Consider the following 19,700-nt stretch of genomic DNA (forward strand, 5'->3'; position numbering starts at 1 on the left):
GCCGAAATCGTTACGGTTCAGTGCATAAAACCTATACAGGTCAGAAATTATGACCTAAAATGCACTACGAACATGCACACTGATCTGGCGAGGGGAGACGTCTGATGAGTCAGCCACAGATTACGTTAAACGACCGGTTCGATCTTGAGAAAAGCCCCGTTCTTCTGAACGGAACACAGGCGCTTGTCCGGTTGATGTTGATGCAAAAGGCCAGAGACCGGCAGGCGGGGCTGAACACTGCGGGGCTGGTGACTGGATATCGTGGCTCGCCACTTGGCGCTGTTGATCAGCAGATGATGCGGGCGCAAAAGCAGTTATCCCAAAGCGATGTTACGTTTCAGTTCGGATTGAACGAAGATCTGGCGGCAACGGCGCTGTGGGGCAGCCAACAGGCCGGCTTGCGCGGAGACGGCAAGTTCGATGGGGTTTTTGGGCTTTGGTACGGCAAGGGGCCGGGCGTAGACCGGTCCGGTGATGTCATGCGCCACGCGAATATGGCCGGTACCGCCAAGCATGGCGGTGTGCTTATGGCGATGGGTGATGATCATACCGGCGAAAGCTCGACCGTGTTGCATCAGTCCGAATGGTCACTGGTAGATATGTATATGCCTGTCGTCAGCCCGGCGGGTGTGCAGGAAATCCTCGACTACGGAATATATGGCTTTGCGCTCAGCCGTTTTGCTGGGGTTTGGGTTGGGCTAAAGACCATGAAGGACACAATCGAGGTTACCTCGGTTGTGGATGGTCGCCCCGACCGAATGCAGGTCGTCGTACCTGATTTCGATATGCCGGAAGGCGGTTTGAATATCCGCCTGGGGGACACGCCGCACCTGCAGGAAACGCGCGTCATCGATTACAAAAGGTTTGCAGCCGAGACGTTTTCGCATGCCAACAAGCTGGACAGGCGGATATGGGGCAAACCGGGTGCAAAGATCGGGTTTGTTGCGGCGGGCAAGAACTGGCTGGACCTGACCCATGCGCTGTCGCTTTTGAATATCAATGAATCCGAAGCCGAACGGCTGGGGATCACCACCTACAAGGTGGGGCAGACCTTCCCGCTGGACATGGTCGGGTTCCACGACTGGGCCGAAGGGCTGGACCTGATCGTGATCGTCGAGGAAAAGCGCAAGCTGATCGAAGTTCAGGTCAAAGAGGCTATCTTTGACGACCGTCGCGGCCGCCGGGTTTATGGGTGGTACAAGGGCGGTGCCGGTACGTTGCACCGCGACGAACTGTTTCCGACCCGTGGCGCGCTCGACCCGATCATGATTGCTGAAAAGCTGGGTGAAATCCTGATCGAAGAAGGGCGTGAAACCGATGGTATTCGGGCCGGGCTGGCCTCTTTGTCCGAGGCGCGCCGGGCCGACAACGCACAGGAAATCGCAACAAGGCTTCCGTATTTCTGCTCGGGCTGTCCGCACAACAGTTCGACCAAAGTCCCGGATGGCAGCCGTGCCTATGCAGGGATCGGTTGTCATTACATGGTTCAGTGGATGGACCGGAATACCACCGGCTTTACCCAGATGGGCGGTGAAGGCGCGAACTGGATCGGTGAGGCCCCGTTTTCGACCACCAAACACGTGTTCCAGAACCTTGGCGATGGCACCTATAACCACTCGGGCGTTCAGGCGATCCGTGCGGCGTTGTCTGCGGGCACGAACATCACCTTTAAGATCCTGTTTAACGATGCCGTCGCCATGACGGGCGGGCAGGAGAATGAAGGCGATCTGACTGCAGAACGGATCGTTGCCGAAGTCAAAGCCATGGGTGTCCGTGAGGTTGCTCTGGTCTATGACGAAAAAGAAGACGTGAACTTCAAGGCTCTGCCGTCGAGTGTTCAGACGTTCGAGCGTGCGGAACTGATGCAGGTGCAGGAGAAGTTCCGCGAGATCGAGGGTGTTTCGGTCATTGTCTACGTTCAGACCTGTGCGGCCGAGAAGCGCCGCCGCCGCAAACGCGGCACGTTCCCGGATCCGGACAAGCGCGTGTTTATCAATACCGATGTCTGCGAGGGCTGCGGCGATTGCGGGGTGCAATCGAACTGCGTGTCGATCGTACCCAAGGAAACAGAACTCGGGCGCAAGCGGGCCATCGATCAGTCAAGCTGCAACAAGGATTATTCCTGCCTGAACGGTTTTTGCCCGTCCTTCGTTACGCTTGAGGGGGCGAAGATCCGCAAAGAGGCAACAACCGAAATCGACTTGCCGGACCTGCCAATGCCGGTGCTGCCCAAGATCAGCGGTACGCATAACATAGTGATCACGGGTGTCGGGGGAACCGGTGTTGTCACGCTGGGTGCGATCCTTGCGCAAGCTGCCCAGATTGACGGCAAAGGCGCGGGCATGATGGAAATGGCGGGCCTGGCGCAGAAAGGCGGCGCGGTACACATCCATTGCCGTCTGGCCAACGCACCCGAAGACATCAGCGCCATCCGCGTCGCAACCGGCGAAGCCCATGCGTTGATCGGCGGTGATCTGGTGGTATCCGCCGGAGCCAAAACATTGGGCCTGACGCGCACAGGCCATACAGGCGCCGTTGTGAACAGCCATGAGACGGTAACAGGCGACTTTACGCGCAATACCGAGTTCCGCATTCCTGCCGACCAGCTGGAACTGGCTCTTCAGGCACGACTGAAAGAAGATGTCTCGCTGTTTGACGCGACCGAGTTGGCACGCGCCGTGATGGGCGACTCGATCTATTCCAACATGATGATCTTTGGCGCGGCTTGGCAGCGCGGGTTGTTGCCCGTCAGCCATCAGGCGGTTTTTGATGCCATCGAATTGAACGGAACTACGATTGAACGGAACAAGCGTGCGTTTGATATCGGGCGTTGGGCGGTTCTGCATCCGGCAGAGGTACAGTCCATTCTGTCCCCGACCGTGACCGAGATGCCCAAATCTCTGGATCAGAAGATCGAATTCCGCGAAAGCCATCTGACCGACTACCAAAGTGCGCGGCTGGCCAAACGGTATCGCAAGCTGGTCGACAGTGTGGAGGATGCGGATATCCGCGAGGCGGTGGCAAAAGGCTATCACAAGCTGTTGTCTTACAAGGATGAATACGAAGTCGCGCGCCTTCTTCTGTCAAGCCGTGACAAAGCGGCTGCCGAGTTCGATGGCGATTTCAAGATGACGTTCCATCTGGCTCCACCCTTTTTAGGGGGTTCGGGCAGCACCGGCAGACCCCGCAAACGTGCGTTTGGCGAAGCCATCCTTGGCCCACTGAAGCTTTTGACCCGGTTGAAGGTGCTGCGCGGTACGCCATTGGATATCTTTGGCTACTCGTCGGAACGCAGGATGGAACGTGCATTGATCCGCCAATATGAAAAGGACATGCGCGAGGTTCTGCCGCTTGTGTCGCAGACCACACGCGATGCGATTGCCGCCCTGGCCCGTTTGCCGCTGGATATCCGTGGATTTGGCCCAGTATTGCGCGAGAACGAGGCCAAAGCAGCCAAGCGGCGCGAGGAATTGCTGGCCGTCATTCGCGGCGGAGGGGCAGGGTTGCAGGCCGCGGCGGAATAAAACGTCACAAGCGTGTCACGATAGCTAGGCAAAATTGTTACTTGCACTTATTTTGCAGGCAGCAAGCCGGAGACCCATATGCCTTCTCGTCGTCATGCCGTTCGCGACATTTCCTACGCGCATTCCGCCGAAACCAAAGGCGGGCGGATGGTTATCAAGCTGATGGAGAACACGACGGGCCGTATGCGCCTGATCAAACGCGCGGACGGGTACGAGAAAGAAGTTGCCAATGGGCGCGACTTTTGGGCCGTGATGGTCGAACGCTATGGGCTGACTCTGGACGTGGCGGGGGGATCGCTTTCGAATATTCCGAAAGACGGTCCTCTGATCCTGATTGCCAATCATCCCTACGGAATTCTGGATGGCCTGATGATGGGACATATCCTGTCCGAGACGCGGGGAGATTTCCGCATTCTGGCTCATCGGGTGTTTCGCAAGGCCGAAGACCTGAATCGCATCATTTTGCCAATTTCGTTTGATGAAACGAAAGAGGCGATGCAACTGAACCTTGAGACCCGAAAAACCGCGCTCAACTATCTGGGCGAAGGCGGGGCGATCGGCATTTTCCCCGGCGGGACGGTCAGCACCGGGGTTAAGCTGTTCTCCCACCCCATGGATCCGGGTTGGCGCGGGTTTACCGCGCGGATGGTGGCCAAATCGAATGCCACGGTTGTTCCGGTTTTCTTTGATGGCCACACCTCTCGTCTGTTTCAGATCGCCAGCCATCTGCACAGTACTTTGCGGATGGGCCTGCTGATCAAAGAATTCAAGAAACGCGTTGATACACCGGTGAAAGTCGTGATCGGAGAGCCGATAGGCCGTGACATTCTGGACCCGCTCAGCAAGGATACACGCAAGATGATGGATTTCCTGCGCAAAGCCACGTATGAGCTGTCTCCAACGCCGTTGAAGTCTTATGATTACGGCTATGAGTTTGAGGAACGGCATCGCGCCTGAAGGATCTAATGGCAGTAGGTATCTTCGATTCCGGTTTGGGCGGTCTGACCGTCCTGAGTGCCGCACAGCAACGTCTGCCGGACGTTGATTTCCTGTATTTTGCAGATAGTGCACACGCGCCATACGGTGTGCGTGATGCCGAGGATATCTATCAGCTGACCCGCAAGGCGGTTCAAGATCTGTGGTCGCGTGGCTGCAATCTGGTGATTCTGGCCTGCAACACGGCCAGCGCCGCAGCGTTGCGGCGGATGCAGGAAGAAGGCGTGCCCAGCGGCAAACGCGTTCTTGGCGTTTTTGTCCCGTTGATCGAAGCACTGACCGAACGGCAATGGGGCGACAATTCTCCGCCGCGCGAAGTGGCCGTCAAACATGTGGCGTTGTTTGCAACGCCTGCCACCGTGTCCAGCAGGGCCTTTCAGCGGGAACTGGCATTTCGGGCCATCGGAGTAGATGTCGAGGCACAGGCATGTGGCGGCGTTGTGGATGCCATAGAAGACGGTGACATGATCCTGGCCGAAGCCTTGGTGCGCAGCCATGTGGATGCGCTGAAACGCAAAATGCCAGAACCTCAGGCTGCTATTCTGGGCTGCACGCATTACCCGTTGATGGCCGAAGCATTCCAGGCGGCGTTGGGTGACGATGTGCAGGTTTACAGCCAGGGTGCGCTTGTTGCTGACAGTCTGGCAGATTACCTGCAACGTCATCCCACCATGTTGGGCGACGGCCCAAGTGGTTTTCTGACAACGGGCAAACCCAATGTTGTCAGCGACCGGGCGACGCAGTTCCTCCGACGACAAATCACGTTCCAGGCTGCCTGACTTAGGTCAAGGACGCAGCCGCTCTGCTTCCCTTATTTCAAGGCCGTCGCATCGGCGGTCGAAACATGTGACACTCAAGTGAAAGAGGTCTGACATGACCCATAAAATCGCAATTCTGGGCGCTTCGGGCTATACTGGCGCTGAACTGGTGCGGCTGATCGCCGAGCACCCGAACATGGATATCGTCGCGCTGGCCGCCGAACGTAAGGCTGGCATGACCATGGCGCAGGTCTTCCCGCATCTGCGCCACATGGATCTGCCGGATCTGTGCAAAATCTCCGAGATCGACTTTGCGCAGGTCGACCTGTGTTTTTGCGCCTTGCCGCACAAAACCAGTCAGGAAGTGATCCGGGACTTGCCGAAAGACCTGAAAATCATTGACCTGTCTGCCGACTTCCGGCTGGCCGACCCCGACGAGTACGAAAAATGGTATGGCAATCCGCATACCGCGCTAAAACAGCAGGAAGAGGCGATTTATGGTCTGACCGAGTTCTACCGCGAAGACATCAAGGGGGCACGGCTTGTTGCGGGCACCGGGTGCAATGCGGCGACCGGGCAATATGTTCTGCGGCCACTGATATCCGCCGGGGTCATTGATCTGGACGATATCGTTCTTGATCTGAAATGCGCCGTATCAGGGGCAGGGCGGTCACTGAAGGAAAACCTGCTGCACGCTGAACTGAGCGAAGGCAGCAATGCCTATTCCGTCGGTGGGACACACAGGCATCTTGGCGAGTTCGATCAAGAGTTTTCGAAACTTGCCGGTCGGGCTGTGCATGTGCAGTTCACGCCCCACCTTATCCCTGCAAACAGGGGTATTCTGGCCACAACCTATGTGAAGGGTAACCCGCACAGCATCTACGAAACGCTTGCCAAAGCCTATGCGGATGAGCCGTTCATCCAGATGCTGCCGATGGGTGAGACCCCTTCGACCCACCATGTGCGGGGGTCGAATTTCTGTCACATCGGTGTTGTGGCCGATCGGATTGAGCGGCGCGCAATTGTGATTGCGGCGCTGGACAACCTGACAAAAGGTAGCAGTGGGCAAGCCTTGCAGAACGCGAACCTGATGTTAGGTGAAGATGAAACTCTGGGCCTGATGATGGCCCCGCTTTTCCCGTGAGGATGGTATGAAAACGCTCAAGAAACGTCGGCGTGTACAAGTCATTCTGGTGGCAGTTGTTGCCTTGGTGGCGGCAACTGCGTTGATTGGTTGGGCATTGCAGGACGGGATCAACTTTTTCCGCTCGCCCAGCGAGGTGATTGCAGAGCCGCCGAAACCGACCGAAGTGTTTCGGATTGGCGGCTTGGTCGAAGAAGGCTCGATCATCCGCGGACAGGGCGAAACCATCCGTTTTGTTGTAACGGATGGCGGCGAAAGCGTTCCGGTCTCGTTCACAGGTGTTCTACCTGACCTTTTCTCGGAAAATCAGGGAATGATCGGCACGGGAAGTTACGTGAACGGCGTCTTTGAAGCGACTGAAATTCTTGCCAAACATGATGAGACCTACATGCCGAAAGAGGTCATGGACGCTCTGAAAGAGCAAGGTGTCTACAAAGGCGCGGAAGAAAGCTGAAGCCGTTTGACTCTGTTACGGAGCGTTGCGTGCATGGTGCATGCAGCGCTCCGTTTCGTTTTGAATCGTTAATGTCTGTCGGAAACGGTGTGGCCACCTAACGTTACGAGGGTGGTATGCAAACGGTTCGGCAAATTGCCAAAGAGATTGTGGCCCGTGAAGGGGGCTTTGTTGATGACCCCGACGATCCGGGCGGGGCAACCAAGTTCGGGGTCACGATTCACACCCTGCGCAGGCTGGGTTTGGATCTGACTGGCGACGGTCGGGTTGACGAGGCGGATGTGCGCGCAGTGTCCGCTCGACAAGCGGTCGACATCTTTGTGCAGCACTATTTCGACAAGCCGCACATTGCGGAGCTTCCCGAAACCCTGCATGCTTCGGTTTTCGACATGTATGTGAATGCCGGTGCGCAGGCGGTGAAGATCCTTCAGCGGCTGCTACAGGAAATGGGGTTTAACGTCACCGCCGACGGCGTGATAGGCCCGCAAACCGTGGCGGCCTGCCAAAGCGCGGCGCAGCCAGAGCCCGATGTCCTGCGCGACGCCTACGGGATTGCGCGGCGAAACTACTATTTTCGCCTTGCTGATCAGCGGCCTGCATCCAGAAAATACGCGCGCAACCGTTCAGGCGGCAAAGGTGGCTGGATAATACGGGCCGAAGAGTTTCTGTCGCCGCGTTATCATCTTTCGGACAGCGAATTTACCAGAAGGATCGCGGCATGGGGCTGATTTCAGGTGTGCTGGCGCTTTTGTTTGGTAACGGGCGCAACGTCTTGCAGGAAACCGCAGAACTCTATCGTGAAAACACCGAAGCAAGCGCAGTACGCGCCAATGAGATTCAAACTCAAGCCATGTTACAGTTTGGCTCTGAATTTCAGGCACCTCAGAAGGGTCTTTTTGACCGTGTCATGGACGGCGTGAACAGGTTACCGCGCCCGGCGCTGGCATTGGGAACGCTTGGCTTGTTTGTTGCCGCCATGGTCGACCCAATATGGTTTGCCGCACGGATGCAGGGCATAGCCTTGGTCCCAGAGCCGCTTTGGTGGTTGCTGGGCGTGATCGTATCGTTTTACTTTGGCGCGCGTCACCAAAGTAAAATGCAGGATTTTCAGCGGGATATCCGCTCAACCATGACGCAACTGCCAACGGTCATGAGCAATATCGAGGCCTTGCGCACGATGCAGAGCGACAGCCCGGGAGTTGCTGATCCCGGTCCGGATGCTGTGCTGAACAGCGATGTCATAAGTCCCGAGGAAAACCAGGCGCTGAACGATTGGCGAAAGCTACGCGGTATCTGACCCGCGACACTTTGTGCGTGCAGAACAAGCTAAAGGTCATGGCCCCCGGTTCCGCACCGGCGTATATTCCGGGGCATGATTACAGAGCTTGGCCACTTCACCCTGATCCTCGCGTTCTTTGTCGCAATTGTGCAAAGCGTTGTTCCCCTGATCGGCGCCTCAAAACGCTGGACCGGCTGGATGGGCTTTGCAGAGCCCGCCGCGATCGTCCAGTTCCTGCTGACGGCGTTTGCATTTGGTGCATTGATCTGGGCGTTTGTAACGTCTGACTTCTCCCTCAGGATTGTGGTCGAGAATAGCCACACGGCAAAGCCGATGCTGTACAAGATCAGTGGAACATGGGGCAACCACGAAGGATCTATGCTGCTGTGGGTGCTGATTGTCACCCTGTTTGGTGCGATGGCGGCCTTCTTTGGTGGCGGCTTGCCACCGACACTTAAAGCCCGTGTTCTGGCCGTTCAATCGGCTATTGCCGTGGCGTTTTTCGGTTTTATCCTGTTCACGTCGAACCCGTTTGACCGGCTTGCCATCGCTCCGTTTGACGGGCGCGACCTGAACCCGCTGCTGCAAGACCCCGGGCTGGCCTTCCACCCGCCGTTTCTGTACCTCGGCTACGTCGGCTTGAGCATGGCATTCAGCTTTGCGATTGCTGCCCTGATCGAAGGGCGCATTGATGCGGCCTGGGGCCGGTGGGTACGCCCCTGGACGCTGGCGGCCTGGGTTTTCCTGACCATCGGTATCGCGCTGGGATCCTGGTGGGCCTATTACGAGCTGGGCTGGGGCGGCTTCTGGTTCTGGGACCCGGTCGAAAACGCGTCCTTCATGCCCTGGCTGCTGGCGGCGGCGCTGTTGCACTCGGCAATTGTTGTGGAAAAGCGCGAAGCATTGAAAAGTTGGACCATTCTGCTGGCAATCATCGCGTTTGGATTTTCCCTCATCGGTACGTTTATCGTACGATCAGGGCTGCTGACCTCGGTTCACGCCTTTGCCAATGATCCGGAACGCGGTGTGTTCATCCTTATCATTCTGGTCTTCTTCATCGGCGGCGCGCTTACCTTGTTTGCCGCACGCGCGCAAGCGATGGAGGCCAAGGGCGTTTTTGGCATGGTCAGCCGCGAAAGCGCGCTGATCGTGAACAATGTCCTTCTGGCGGTCAGTTGCTTCGTCGTTTTTGTTGGGACGATGTGGCCGATGGTGGCCGAGATGATGTTTGACCGCAAACTTTCGGTTGGGGCTCCGTTTTTCAACGCGGCGTTTTCTCCATTCATGGTTTTGCTGGGGCTTATCCTGCCAATCGGGGCAATGCTGCCGTGGAAACGCGGTCGGCTGGGCAAAACGGCCTGGTCCCTGCGCTATGCCTTTGGTCTGGCGCTGGCGATTGCGCTGTTGGTTTGGGCAATGCAGACCGGCCGCAGCGCGTTAGGACCCGTAGGCTTGTTCCTGGGGGCTTGGATCACATTCGGTGCCGCCATTGATTTGTGGAGCCGGACAGGCCGCAATGGCAGCTTCATACGTCTGATCCGACTTCCAGGCGCCGATTGGGGTAAGGCAGTTGCCCATACCGGCCTTGGGGTGACGATCTTTGCGATTGCCGGTCTGACCGCGTGGGAGGCGGAAGATATCCGTGTAGCGCAACTGAACCAGCCGTTCGAAGTGGGTCAGTTTACACTGACATTGCAGGACGTGCGACGGGTACAGGGGCCGAACTATTTTTCAACCACGGCTGATGTTCTGGTCGAAAAGGGCGGTCGCGTCATCGGAACGCTGCATCCCGAGAAACGGGATTATCCCGTTGCACGCATGCCGACGACCGAGGCCGCGATTGACTATCGTTTTCTTGGTGATCTTTACGTCGTCATCGGGGATCAGCAGGCAGATGGCGGCTGGGTCATGCGCACCTATATCAAGCCTTTGGCGAACTGGATCTGGGGTGGATGTATCCTGATGGCGCTCGGCGGTGTCCTTAGCCTGAGCGACAGGCGGTTCCGTGTCGCCGCAGGTGCGCGCAAATCCCCCGCTGGCGGAGTACCCGCAGAATGAAACGCCTTGTATTGATCCTGCTGCTGCTGGCAGCGCCGGTGTTTGCGGTACAACCTGACGAAGTTCTGGACGACCCTGTTCTGGAGCAGCGGGCGCGCGACCTGAGTGTCGGGTTGCGATGCCTGGTGTGTCGCAATGAAAGCATTGACGAAAGCAACGCTGAACTGGCACGCGATCTGCGCTTGCTTTTGCGTGAACGCCTGGTTGCGGGTGACAGCGACGAAGAGGCTGTCGCGTTTATCGTTGACCGCTACGGCGAATATGTCTTGCTCAAGCCCACCACCAGCGGTTCGAATCTGCTGTTGTGGCTTGCCGGGCCAATCATGTTGCTGATCGCTGCCGCAGTCGGGTTGAACTTTCTTCGCACACGCGCTAGGGCGCAGGTTTCAGATGAAACCGAAGCTCTAAGCGCAGAAGAACAGGAACGCCTTCGCCAAATTCTTGAAGACTGACGTTTGGTTCTGCTTTTCCCAACCTGCCCGGACAAGTAAATGTGCTGAAACACGTGGCGCGAGGGAAAAAGTCTTCATGAATTACGAAACGGTTCTATTGGACATATCGGACGGTCTGGCGGTTCTGACCTTGAACAGGCCGAACAAGATGAACGCGCTGACCACTCGGATGCGGGCAGAGATTACCCACGCGATGAAAGACGCCGCGGTTAAGGCGCGCTGTATCGTTATCACCGGGGCAGGGCCGGCGTTTTGTTCCGGGCAGGATCTGGGCGATGCATCATCAACTGGCAAGATCGATCTGGAACGGTCATTGCGCGACGAATACGAGCCGATGCTGGAAACCATCCACAGCTGTCCGGTTCCGACGATTGCAGCTGTGAACGGACCTGCTGCGGGGGCAGGGGCCAATCTTGCACTGTGTGCGGATGTGGTTATTGCAACTGAGAGTGCGTATTTCCTACAGGCCTTTGCGCGTATCGGTCTGCTGCCCGATGCCGGGGGCACCTGGTTCATGCCGCGCCAGATGGGCTTGGCCAAAGCGATGGGGGCCGCCTTGTTTGCTGACAAGATCAGCGCCCGACAGGCCGAAGAATGGGGCATGATCTGGGAAGCTGTGCCCGATGATGCGTTCGCCGCACATTGGCACAAAAGGGCAGAGTATCTAGCCAAAGGTCCAACTGCCGCCTATGGCGCGATCAAACGTGCCATTCGCGGGACGTATGAAAACACATTGCAGCAGCAGCTTGCGACCGAAGCGCATCTTCAAGGTGAATGTGGCCGGTCGCGGGATTTTGCAGAAGGCGTGGTGGCGTTCATGGAAAAACGCCCTCCGAAATTCGAAGGGCGTTGATAAACGTTAGGCGCGGCGACGGCGACGCGTGCGGCGTTCGGGGCCTGCGTCTCCCTCGGTTCCGTCCGAAGCCGACGAAAACGGCCCCAGTGCCTCGGTGATCTGATCCAGTGTCGGACGCTCGCCGCGCGAAGTGGTATCCAGCGCTTCGCGCATTTTGCGCAGATGATCGGGCATGGTCCCGCAGCACCCGCCGATGATTGTTGCGCCCGAATCCCGCGCCATGGTGGCATACCGACCCATCAGTTCGGGTGTCCCGTCATAGTGGATATGGCCATCCACGTATTTCGGAATGCCCGCATTGCCCTTTGAGATCAGCGGGCGCTCGGTGCCTTGCGCTGCAAAACCCAGAACCGTGCGCAGGATATCCGACGCGCCGGTACCACAATTGGCCCCAAAAGCGATCGGTGGGTTTGGCAAGGTTTCAACCAAAAGCGCAAGATCGGCCGAGGTGACACCCATCATCGTGCGCCCGGCCGTGTCAAAGCTCATCGTGCCGCACCAGGGCATGTCGGCCAGTGCAAAGGCCTCGGCTGCTGCGCGGAATTCCTCTGGTGCGCTGATGGTTTCTACCCAAAGAACGTCAACTCCGCCCGCTTTCAAAGCCTCGGCTTGTTCATGGAACATTTCAACCGCTTCGGAATGCGACAGGCTGCCGACCGGTTCCATAATCTCGCCGGTGGGTCCAACCGATCCGGCCACGACAACAGGGCGCCCGGCTTTGTCCGCGACTTCACGTCCAAGTTCTGCGCCGATACGGTTCAACTCGCCCACGCGGTTCTGCGCATCATGCAGTTTCAGACGCGCGGCAGTACCCCCAAACGTATTGGTCAGAAACAGGTCGCTGCCCGCGTCGACGGACCCCTGATACAGCGCCCTGATCTTGTCCGGAGCATCCACGTTCCACAGCTCAGGCGCATCACCTGATTGCAGACCCATGTTAAATAAGTTGGTCCCGGTTGCACCGTCCGCAAGGATGGCGTCTTTGGTGTCCAGAAGTTTGCTCAGCGCGTTTGTCATAGGGTTATTCCAGAAAAAGCGTGTAAACGCTGCAAAAAAAACAGAGACGCCCCATGTCTCATGACCAGGGCGTCAAATCAATTTCATAAAACTCATGAAGATCATGAATTTTGCATTTCAGGCAATCAGTGCTCGCTTTCCACCATCACCTGTTCTTTGGCCTCAACCAGAAGCTCGGCCATCTTCGAACGGATCGTGGCTTCATCCGCAAGATCACCCAGGTAGGCCTTGACCGCCTCAACAACGTCGTCCTCACCGACATGCTGCAGGTCGGTGTGAACCAGTTCCTGTCCGTATTTCCGTGCCTGTTCAACAGTTTCGCCCTTCAGCGCAGATGCCCAGACAGCCATAAAGCGGTTGCGGCGCATCCGTGCGATGAATTGCATCTTTTCGTCATGGGCGAATTTGCTTTCAAACGCGGCTTCACGTTCGTCGAATGTGGTCATTGGTTGGGGACCCCTTGGATTACCGTTTCTCACTGATGATATGACAATAGGACACTCTGGGTGCAAGGTATTTGCGCTGCGTCAAAGGCCCTCGGGGCAGCGAACTTGCGGGAACGCAGGGCTTGCACTATGAGGACGCCAACGTGAAGGGACTCATTCCCTTTCGCCAGTCTGGAAAGGTCGCTTATGGCGCGTCGCAAGAAAATCTACGAAGGCAAGGCCAAAATTCTGTATGAAGGCCCTGAGCCGGGCACCATCGTACAGTATTTCAAGGATGATGCCACCGCGTTCAATGCCGAGAAGAAGGACGTGATTGACGGCAAAGGCGTGCTGAACAACCGTTTGTCCGAGTTCTTCATGACCGGGCTGACCCAGATTGGCATTCCGAACCACTTCATCCGGCGCCTGAATATGCGCGAACAACTGGTGCGCAATTGCGAGATCATTCCGCTGGAAGTGATCGTGCGCAATTACGCGGCGGGTTCGATGTCGAAACGTCTTGGCATTGCCGAAGGGACGCAATTGCCTCGTCCGATCGTTGAATATTGCTTCAAGGATGATGCCTTGGGCGATCCTCTTGTCACCGAGGAACACATCGCCGCGTTTGGCTGGGCCAGCCAGCAGGACATGGACGACATCCTCAGCCTTGCGCTGCGCGTGAACGATTTCCTGAGCGGCGTGATGCTGGCGGTGGGAATCCGTCTGGTTGACTTCAAGATCGAAATTGGGCGCGTGTTTGAAGGCGACTATCAGCGGCTGGTTGTTGCGGACGAAATCAGCCCGGACAGCTGCCGCCTGTGGGATATCAAGACCGGTCAGAAACTGGACAAGGATGTATTCCGCCGCGATCTGGGCAGTCTGACAGATGCCTATTCCGAGGTCGCCCGAAGGCTGGGTGTGCTGCCTGCCAGTAATGTCACCAAGCCGACGCTGATCAACTAAACATTCCATCTCAGCAGCGCCGCCCCCTCAGGGCGGCGTTTTGCCTTTGCCAAGTTATTGGCAGAGCAGGGTGTTTGCGTGTGGCCGGGCCGTTTGATCAGATGACTATTCCGAAGTTTCCAGCCGCCGTGCCAGCACAACTACTCGGGTCCATCTGACGGCGCAGGATCGTCACCCGCCTGCGGCAAACTGCGTTTGAAACAGGGTTGTCGAAACCCATCAGGCGCGCTATCCCCCGCGCAACGAAATGGGCCTTGTATGCGGCCCTCAGGTGGAGTTGCCAAAATGAAAGCACGGGTTCATGTGATGCTCAAGAACGGGGTGCTGGACCCGCAGGGCGAAGCAGTACGGCACGCATTGGGTGCGATGGGCTTTGATCAGGTCGAAGGCGTGCGCCAAGGCAAAGTCATCGATCTTGAGCTTGCCGATGGCGCGACCGAGGCAGACGTGACCGAGATGTGCGAGAAGCTTTTGGCCAACACCGTCATCGAACGCTACGAGATCGAACTGGCCTGATTGATGCGGGCCGCGCGTCTGATCACCTATCGTCAACCGCTTGAGGTGTCGACGATCCCCGACCCGGTTCCCGCCGAAGACGGTGTTGTGGTGCGGGTGCTGGCTTGCGGCGTGTGCAGGTCCGACTGGCACGCCTGGTCGGGCTCTGACCCGGACGTTGTCCTGCCCATGACACCCGGCCACGAGTTTTGCGGCGAGGTGGTCTCGGTCGGTGCGCGCGTCACACGGTGGCGTGTCGGGGACCGGGTGATTGCGCCCTTTATCCTTGCCTGTGGGCATTGCCCGGACTGCGCGCAGGGTCATCAGACAATCTGTCCGAACCAGGTCGTACCCGGCTTTACCTGTGACGGGGCTTTTGCTGAATATGTTGCCGTCGCTCATGCCGATGCCAACCTGACATCCTTGCCCGACAGCATCGCGCCCGAAATCGCTGCCGCATTGGGGTGCCGCGTAACCACGGCGTGGCAGGCGCTTGTTAGCCGGGCGCAAGTGCAGGGTGGTGAGTGGATCGCTGTCTTTGGCGGCGGCGGCGTCGGAATATCAACACTTCTTCTGGGCAAGGCGCTTGGCGCGCGTGTAATCGTTGTCGATATCGCCGAGGACAAGCTGGCCTATGCCGAAACTCTGGGCGCCGATGCGGTGGTCAACGCTGCGACATGCGATGCCCCTCAGGCGGTGAAGGACATCACCGGTGGCGGCGCCGATGTTGCGATCGAGGCACTTGGCGTCGAAGCCACGACCGTTTCCGCCATGCGATCCCTGCGCAAAATGGGGCGCATGGTGCAAATCGGAATGCCCGCAGGGGACCATGCGCAGATGTCGCTGCCGATGGATGTGCTCTATTCTGGTCAGCTCTCCGTATTTGGCACCCGCGGGATGCCAAGCTGGCGCTATCCGTCGCTGTTGTCGCTGATCGCGGGTCAAGGGGTCGACCTGAGCCCGCTGGTGACCCGGAAAATAACCCTGAACCAGGTAAGCGCCGAGCTTGCCGCTTTTGACCATCCAACGCCTCCGGGTGTTGCGGTTGTCACAGATTTTGTCTCGTAGGAGGGCCCGCCATGCGTGCAGCCGTAATCGTATTCCCCGGATCCAACTGTGACCGAGATCTTGCCGTCGCCTTTGAGCAGGCCGGTTTTCAGGTCGATATGGTCTGGCACAAAGACGCGGCTTTGCCCAAAGGTATTGATATCGTGGGTGTGCCGGGCGGGTTCTCTTACGGAGATTACCTGCGTTGCGGCGCAATCGCGGCGCAATCGCCGATTTGCAAGGCCGTGGTCGAACACACGCAACGTGGCGGTTATGCCGTTGGAATTTGCAACGGTTTTCAGGTTCTGACCGAAACCGGCATTTTGCCGGGCGCCTTGCTGCGTAATGCCGGGCTGAAATACATCTGCAAGACCGTTGGCCTAAGGGTTGAAACCAGCGACAGCGCGTTTACCAGCGGTTACAACGCAGGCGATGTGATCGGTATTCCGATTGCGCACCACGATGGCAACTATTTTGCGGATGACACGACACTGGCCGCTTTGAAAGATCAGGACCGGATCGCGTTCACCTATGCCGAAAACCCGAACGGCTCGGTCGGGGATATCGCCGGGATCCTGTCGGAAAACCGCCGCGTGCTTGGAATGATGCCGCACCCCGAACGCGCAGCAGATCAGGGCCATGGCGGCACAGATGGGGTGGCGTTGTTCCGCGCATTGTCAGGTGTGTTTGAAGCGGCGTGACTTGAGGTCTCGCCCGCCGGGGCGTAACCTTTCGCCATGAACCCCGAAGTTCGATCTGGCTGGTCAAATATGTTGAAACCGTTTCGTGGTGCACCGCTGGGCTGGCGGTTGCGGCTGGCGGTTCTTGTTCTGCTGGTCGCGACAATTGCAACGGTGTGGGTCACGAACCGGCTGTTGACCGACAGGTTCACCGAATCCACGCGCAACCGGGCGGAACTGCGGCTGACGCTGTATTCGGGCAACTTGCTGAGTGAACTGCGCCGCAACTCGATTGTTCCGCAATTGCTTGCCCGCGACCCGACATTGATTTCGGCATTGCAGTCAGGCGATTACACCCTGTCGACACAGCGCCTTATTTCATTCGTAGAAGAGATCGGCGCGGCCTCACTGGTATTGCTGGACAGCGACGGGCGCACAGTTGCCGCGACCGACCGGAACAGGTTGGGCGAGGGGCACCGGAACACGCCCTATTTTGTGGATGCGATCCGCTCGAACGCGACGATCTTCTCCGTTATTCCCAAGGATGCAGGCGGATACAGCTTTGTATATTCGCGCCGGTTGGAGAACGGGGCGGAGTTTCTGGGGGTGATCGTCGTCGAGGTTGACCTGCAGAAGTTCGAACGCGCCTGGGCCGGTATCTCGGATGCAGTGATGGTTACCGACAGCACCGGCAACATCATTCTGTCTACGGAACCCCGGTGGCGCGGGCTGGATGAGAACACGGCGATGCTGCGCCAACCTCCACAAGGTGCGATCCAGCGCGCCATCCGCGCTACAACCGATTGGACCGCGCTGCCGCCTGATGCCTATCTTCAGGGCGAAGCGGTAATGCGGATCGAGACGCGCATTCCGTTCCGCGGCTGGCAGATGACCTCGTTCACGACCTATGCCTCGATCCGGGAAAAGGTGAACAGCGTTCTGGCGCTGGAAATCATGGGGTTTGCGATTCTTCTGGCGCTTGCGTTCTATGCGTTGAGCCGTCGCGCCACGTTGCGCATGACCCTGTTCCAGCGCGAGTCGGCAGAGCTTCGCGCATTGAACGCACGGCTACAGCGGGAAATCGCTGAACGTGAACGGGTTGAAAAGACGCTGGATTTGGCGGAACAGACGCTTGCGCAAAGCTCGAAACTGGCCGCCCTGGGCGAGATGTCGGCGGCGGTCAGTCACGAGCTGAACCAGCCACTGGCGGCGATGAAAACCTATCTGGCCGGGGCCCGCCTGTTGCTGCGCCGCAACCGCCCGGAAGAGGCCCTTGCCAGCTTTGGCCGCATTGATGGTCTGATCGAACGGATGGGGGCAATTACCCGGCAGCTCAAGTCTTATGCGCGCAAGGGTGCGGATGCGTTTTCACCAGTAAATCTTGGTGAAGCGCTGGCCTCGTCCCTGTCGATGATGGAGCCGCAATTGCGTCAGCGACACGTGAAGATCACACAGATCGTACCAGAGGAACCCGTGATCGTGATGGGGGACCGAATGCGCATCGAGCAGGTCATGGTCAACCTCTTGCGAAACGCGCTGGACGCCACCAAATCAGTGGCGGAGCCAGATGTGGAAATCATCCTGGCAGCTGGTGACACGGCTGTGCTGACCGTACGCGACAACGGGCACGGAATCGAGGATATCGAAAACCTGTTCGAGCCGTTCTACACAACCAAACAGCCCGGAGACGGTGTTGGTCTGGGGCTTGCCATCTCGTCGGGGATCGTGAACGACCATGGGGGACGGCTGACTGCACGCAACGGCCAATATGGCGGTGCGGTGTTTGAAATGCAGTTGCCTGCACTGGGAAGCGACGGCCTTGAAGCCGCGGAATAACGAGGAATGACTATGGCACAAGCCATGAAAATTGCCATTGTTGACGATGAACAGGACATGCGCCAATCGATCAGCCAGTGGCTCGCTTTGTCCGGCTATGACACGGAAACCTTCGCCAGCGCGGAAGATGCGCTCAAGGTGTTGGGTCCGGATTATCCGGGGATAGTGATTTCGGACATCAAGATGCCCGGAATGGACGGCATTCAGCTTCTCAAAAAGCTGATGGGCGCTGACAGCACCTTGCCCGTGATCATGATCACCGGTCACGGCGATGTTCCGATGGCTGTCGAGGCGATGCGTGTCGGTGCATTCGATTTCCTTGAAAAACCCTTCAACCCCGACCGCATGTCTGAACTGGCCAAACGGGCCAGCAATGCGCGGCGTCTGACGCTGGACAACCGCGCGCTGCGCCGGGAATTGTCCGGCGGCACCCAGATCATGAACAAACTGATCGGTGCCAGCCCGGTTATGGAACGCCTGCGCGAGGATATCCTCGATCTAGGTCAGGCGGATGGCCATGTGCTGATCGACGGAGAGACAGGGACCGGAAAGACGCTTGTCGCACACGCCCTGCATGCGGTTGGAAGCCGTGCCGGCAAGAAATTCGTGCTGGTGTCCTGCGCGGCGCACGAGGAAGACGCGTTGGCCAAACGTCTGTTTGGGCCGATGATGCCTGAAGACGCCCAATTGCCCGCCATCGAAGAGGCGCGGGGCGGAACGCTGGTTCTGGAAGATGTCGAAGCGCTCAACGATTCCCTGCAAGCCAAGCTGCTCAGCGTGATGAACGAGCAGGGCACGCCGGCCGAGACACGCATCGTAGCGATCTCGAACCTGCAAGAGGCGGGAAAAACCTCCGAAGATGTCTTACGGCCGGACCTGTTCTACCGACTGGCCGCCTTGCGCATCACCATGCCGCCCCTGCGCCAGAGGGGCGAGGATATTCTGACCCTGTTTACCCGTCTGAGCGAGCAGTTCGCCGAAGAATACGGCTGCGATGCGCCTCAGGTAAGCGCTCAGGAAGCCGCGCAGCTGTTGCAGGCACCCTGGCCGGGGAACGTGCGCCAGTTGATCAACATTGCCGAACGCGCGGTGCTGCAATCGCGCCGTGGGTCCGGAACGATCGCCTCGCTGTTGATGTCGGATCACGAGGAAATGCAGCCGGTCATGACCACTGAAGGCAAGCCGCTGAAGGAATATGTCGAAGCCTTTGAACGGATGCTGATCGATAACACTATGCGGCGGCACAAAGGCTCAATCGCGTCTGTGATGGATGAGCTGTGCCTGCCGCGCCGGACGCTGAATGAAAAGATGGCCAAATACGGCCTCCAGCGGTCGGACTATCTGTAAACTTTGTGGCGGGGGCTCTGCCCCCGTCGCCTTTGGCGACTCCCCCGGGATGTTTTTGGCCAGATGAAGGCGATCCCGCACGCCGTCGCAGGGGCGGTGCAGTTTGCCCATTGTCTTTTCCACAGGACTGCTTTTATTGTGTCCGGACGGGCCGGGCCAGTTTTGTGTCCATAAGCCCCGAATCATTGAGTTTCGCTGCTTTGCTGATGGTGATGACGGATTGTTCGCCGCAAAGCAGACCGATTGTGCCTCATTTGGGGCAATGTAGTACCTGAGTCCGACATGTCGGGCGAAAGGAATAATGGGCAGGCTGCGGCTAACGCGCCTGTCGGAGAAGAACCGCGATGACGCGCGCGCAACGATTGAGTG

18 protein-coding genes are annotated in these 19,700 nt (G+C 58.0%); 16 read left to right on the forward strand and 2 right to left on the reverse strand.

Features of this window, described 5'->3' with window-relative positions; translation table 11 throughout:
• Positions 1 to 104: 104 nt before the first annotated feature.
• The 10 genes from ACR0ES_RS01090 (at position 105) to ACR0ES_RS01135 (ending at position 11,518) form a co-directional block, all read left to right on the forward strand.
• Positions 105 to 3,524, forward strand: a complete 3,420-nt coding sequence (locus ACR0ES_RS01090) for an indolepyruvate ferredoxin oxidoreductase family protein (protein ID WP_480869246.1) — start codon at positions 105 to 107, stop codon at positions 3,522 to 3,524.
• A gap of 78 nt (positions 3,525 to 3,602) precedes the next feature.
• Positions 3,603 to 4,481 carry a lysophospholipid acyltransferase family protein gene (locus ACR0ES_RS01095; RefSeq protein ID WP_480564909.1) on the forward strand — a complete coding sequence of 293 codons (879 nt, stop codon included), beginning with the start codon at positions 3,603 to 3,605 and terminating at the stop codon, positions 4,479 to 4,481.
• Between the two features lie 8 nt (positions 4,482 to 4,489).
• On the forward strand, positions 4,490 to 5,299 hold the full coding sequence (locus ACR0ES_RS01100) for a glutamate racemase (RefSeq protein ID WP_480869248.1): 810 nt from the start codon (positions 4,490 to 4,492) through the stop codon (positions 5,297 to 5,299).
• 94 nt (positions 5,300 to 5,393) lie between these two features.
• Complete coding sequence (gene argC, locus ACR0ES_RS01105; RefSeq protein ID WP_480869249.1) at positions 5,394 to 6,422, forward strand: N-acetyl-gamma-glutamyl-phosphate reductase; 1,029 nt, start codon at positions 5,394 to 5,396, stop codon at positions 6,420 to 6,422.
• Between the two features lie 7 nt (positions 6,423 to 6,429).
• Positions 6,430 to 6,876 (forward strand): cytochrome c maturation protein CcmE, encoded by a 447-nt coding sequence (gene ccmE / locus ACR0ES_RS01110; RefSeq protein ID WP_209504023.1) that lies wholly within the window; start codon positions 6,430 to 6,432, stop codon positions 6,874 to 6,876.
• A gap of 116 nt (positions 6,877 to 6,992) precedes the next feature.
• On the forward strand, positions 6,993 to 7,604 hold the full coding sequence (locus tag ACR0ES_RS01115; RefSeq protein WP_480869251.1) for a holin-associated N-acetylmuramidase: 612 nt from the start codon (positions 6,993 to 6,995) through the stop codon (positions 7,602 to 7,604).
• Positions 7,595 to 8,173 carry a holin family protein gene (locus ACR0ES_RS01120; protein WP_480584121.1) on the forward strand — a complete coding sequence of 193 codons (579 nt, stop codon included), beginning with the start codon at positions 7,595 to 7,597 and terminating at the stop codon, positions 8,171 to 8,173. Before ACR0ES_RS01115 ends, ACR0ES_RS01120 begins: the two co-directional genes overlap by 10 nt.
• 75 nt (positions 8,174 to 8,248) lie before the next feature.
• Complete coding sequence (locus tag ACR0ES_RS01125) at positions 8,249 to 10,213, forward strand: heme lyase CcmF/NrfE family subunit (protein ID WP_480869252.1); 1,965 nt, start codon at positions 8,249 to 8,251, stop codon at positions 10,211 to 10,213.
• Positions 10,210 to 10,665: a cytochrome c-type biogenesis protein gene (locus ACR0ES_RS01130; RefSeq protein ID WP_480505293.1), complete on the forward strand. Its 456-nt coding sequence runs from the start codon at positions 10,210 to 10,212 to the stop codon at positions 10,663 to 10,665. Before ACR0ES_RS01125 ends, ACR0ES_RS01130 begins: the two co-directional genes overlap by 4 nt.
• Positions 10,666 to 10,741: 76 nt before the next feature.
• Complete coding sequence (locus ACR0ES_RS01135) at positions 10,742 to 11,518, forward strand: enoyl-CoA hydratase-related protein (RefSeq protein WP_480869253.1); 777 nt, start codon at positions 10,742 to 10,744, stop codon at positions 11,516 to 11,518.
• Between the two features lie 6 nt (positions 11,519 to 11,524).
• On the opposite strand, the gene bmt is transcribed toward ACR0ES_RS01135, so the two are convergent.
• Together bmt and ACR0ES_RS01145 are read right to left on the reverse strand one after the other, a co-directional pair.
• Positions 11,525 to 12,538, reverse strand: a complete 1,014-nt coding sequence (gene bmt, locus ACR0ES_RS01140) for a betaine--homocysteine S-methyltransferase (RefSeq protein WP_480869255.1) — start codon at positions 12,536 to 12,538, stop codon at positions 11,525 to 11,527.
• A gap of 125 nt (positions 12,539 to 12,663) precedes the next feature.
• A complete protein-coding gene (locus ACR0ES_RS01145) occupies positions 12,664 to 12,984 on the reverse strand; it encodes a DUF1476 domain-containing protein (RefSeq protein ID WP_209596151.1) in 321 nt (106 codons plus the stop codon).
• Positions 12,985 to 13,170: 186 nt separating this feature from the next.
• Here ACR0ES_RS01145 and purC point away from each other — a divergent pair, with 186 nt between their 5' ends.
• The 6 genes from purC (at position 13,171) to ACR0ES_RS01175 (ending at position 19,331) form a co-directional block, all read left to right on the forward strand.
• Positions 13,171 to 13,926 (forward strand): phosphoribosylaminoimidazolesuccinocarboxamide synthase, encoded by a 756-nt coding sequence (gene purC / locus ACR0ES_RS01150; RefSeq protein ID WP_209504015.1) that lies wholly within the window; start codon positions 13,171 to 13,173, stop codon positions 13,924 to 13,926.
• Positions 13,927 to 14,211: 285 nt separating this feature from the next.
• Positions 14,212 to 14,442, forward strand: a complete 231-nt coding sequence (gene purS, locus ACR0ES_RS01155) for a phosphoribosylformylglycinamidine synthase subunit PurS (protein ID WP_480485730.1) — start codon at positions 14,212 to 14,214, stop codon at positions 14,440 to 14,442.
• A 3-nt stretch (positions 14,443 to 14,445) separates the two neighbouring features.
• The gene (locus ACR0ES_RS01160; protein WP_480772659.1) at positions 14,446 to 15,489 is read left to right on the forward strand and encodes a zinc-dependent alcohol dehydrogenase family protein; all 1,044 of its coding nucleotides are present in this window, start codon (positions 14,446 to 14,448) and stop codon (positions 15,487 to 15,489) included.
• A gap of 11 nt (positions 15,490 to 15,500) precedes the next feature.
• The gene (purQ, locus tag ACR0ES_RS01165; RefSeq protein ID WP_267364602.1) at positions 15,501 to 16,169 is read left to right on the forward strand and encodes a phosphoribosylformylglycinamidine synthase subunit PurQ; all 669 of its coding nucleotides are present in this window, start codon (positions 15,501 to 15,503) and stop codon (positions 16,167 to 16,169) included.
• Positions 16,170 to 16,238: 69 nt separating this feature from the next.
• Complete coding sequence (locus ACR0ES_RS01170; RefSeq protein ID WP_480481076.1) at positions 16,239 to 17,984, forward strand: sensor histidine kinase; 1,746 nt, start codon at positions 16,239 to 16,241, stop codon at positions 17,982 to 17,984.
• Between the two features lie 12 nt (positions 17,985 to 17,996).
• Positions 17,997 to 19,331 (forward strand): sigma-54-dependent transcriptional regulator, encoded by a 1,335-nt coding sequence (locus tag ACR0ES_RS01175; RefSeq protein WP_480476731.1) that lies wholly within the window; start codon positions 17,997 to 17,999, stop codon positions 19,329 to 19,331.
• Positions 19,332 to 19,700 lie beyond the last annotated feature (369 nt).

This window comes from Ruegeria sp. N7, assembly GCF_056531345.1.

Excerpts from the sequence above, each read along its gene's own strand:
- ACR0ES_RS01115 (WP_480869251.1), top strand. The coding sequence starts at position 6,993 with ATGCAAACGGTTCGGCAAATTGCCAAAGAGATTGTGGCCCGTGAAGGG.
- ACR0ES_RS01175 (WP_480476731.1), top strand. The coding sequence starts at position 17,997 with ATGGCACAAGCCATGAAAATTGCCATTGTTGACGATGAACAGGACATG.
- argC (WP_480869249.1), top strand. The coding sequence starts at position 5,394 with ATGACCCATAAAATCGCAATTCTGGGCGCTTCGGGCTATACTGGCGCT.
- bmt (WP_480869255.1), bottom strand. The coding sequence starts at position 12,538 with ATGACAAACGCGCTGAGCAAACTTCTGGACACCAAAGACGCCATCCTT.
- ACR0ES_RS01125 (WP_480869252.1), top strand. The coding sequence starts at position 8,249 with ATGATTACAGAGCTTGGCCACTTCACCCTGATCCTCGCGTTCTTTGTC.
- ACR0ES_RS01095 (WP_480564909.1), top strand. The coding sequence starts at position 3,603 with ATGCCTTCTCGTCGTCATGCCGTTCGCGACATTTCCTACGCGCATTCC.
- ACR0ES_RS01135 (WP_480869253.1), top strand. The coding sequence starts at position 10,742 with ATGAATTACGAAACGGTTCTATTGGACATATCGGACGGTCTGGCGGTT.
- ACR0ES_RS01100 (WP_480869248.1), top strand. The coding sequence starts at position 4,490 with ATGGCAGTAGGTATCTTCGATTCCGGTTTGGGCGGTCTGACCGTCCTG.
- purQ (WP_267364602.1), top strand. The coding sequence starts at position 15,501 with ATGCGTGCAGCCGTAATCGTATTCCCCGGATCCAACTGTGACCGAGAT.
- purS (WP_480485730.1), top strand. The coding sequence starts at position 14,212 with ATGAAAGCACGGGTTCATGTGATGCTCAAGAACGGGGTGCTGGACCCG.
- ACR0ES_RS01160 (WP_480772659.1), top strand. The coding sequence starts at position 14,446 with ATGCGGGCCGCGCGTCTGATCACCTATCGTCAACCGCTTGAGGTGTCG.
- ACR0ES_RS01090 (WP_480869246.1), top strand. The coding sequence starts at position 105 with ATGAGTCAGCCACAGATTACGTTAAACGACCGGTTCGATCTTGAGAAA.
- ccmE (WP_209504023.1), top strand. The coding sequence starts at position 6,430 with ATGAAAACGCTCAAGAAACGTCGGCGTGTACAAGTCATTCTGGTGGCA.
- purC (WP_209504015.1), top strand. The coding sequence starts at position 13,171 with ATGGCGCGTCGCAAGAAAATCTACGAAGGCAAGGCCAAAATTCTGTAT.
- ACR0ES_RS01145 (WP_209596151.1), bottom strand. The coding sequence starts at position 12,984 with ATGACCACATTCGACGAACGTGAAGCCGCGTTTGAAAGCAAATTCGCC.
- ACR0ES_RS01120 (WP_480584121.1), top strand. The coding sequence starts at position 7,595 with ATGGGGCTGATTTCAGGTGTGCTGGCGCTTTTGTTTGGTAACGGGCGC.
- ACR0ES_RS01130 (WP_480505293.1), top strand. The coding sequence starts at position 10,210 with ATGAAACGCCTTGTATTGATCCTGCTGCTGCTGGCAGCGCCGGTGTTT.
- ACR0ES_RS01170 (WP_480481076.1), top strand. The coding sequence starts at position 16,239 with ATGTTGAAACCGTTTCGTGGTGCACCGCTGGGCTGGCGGTTGCGGCTG.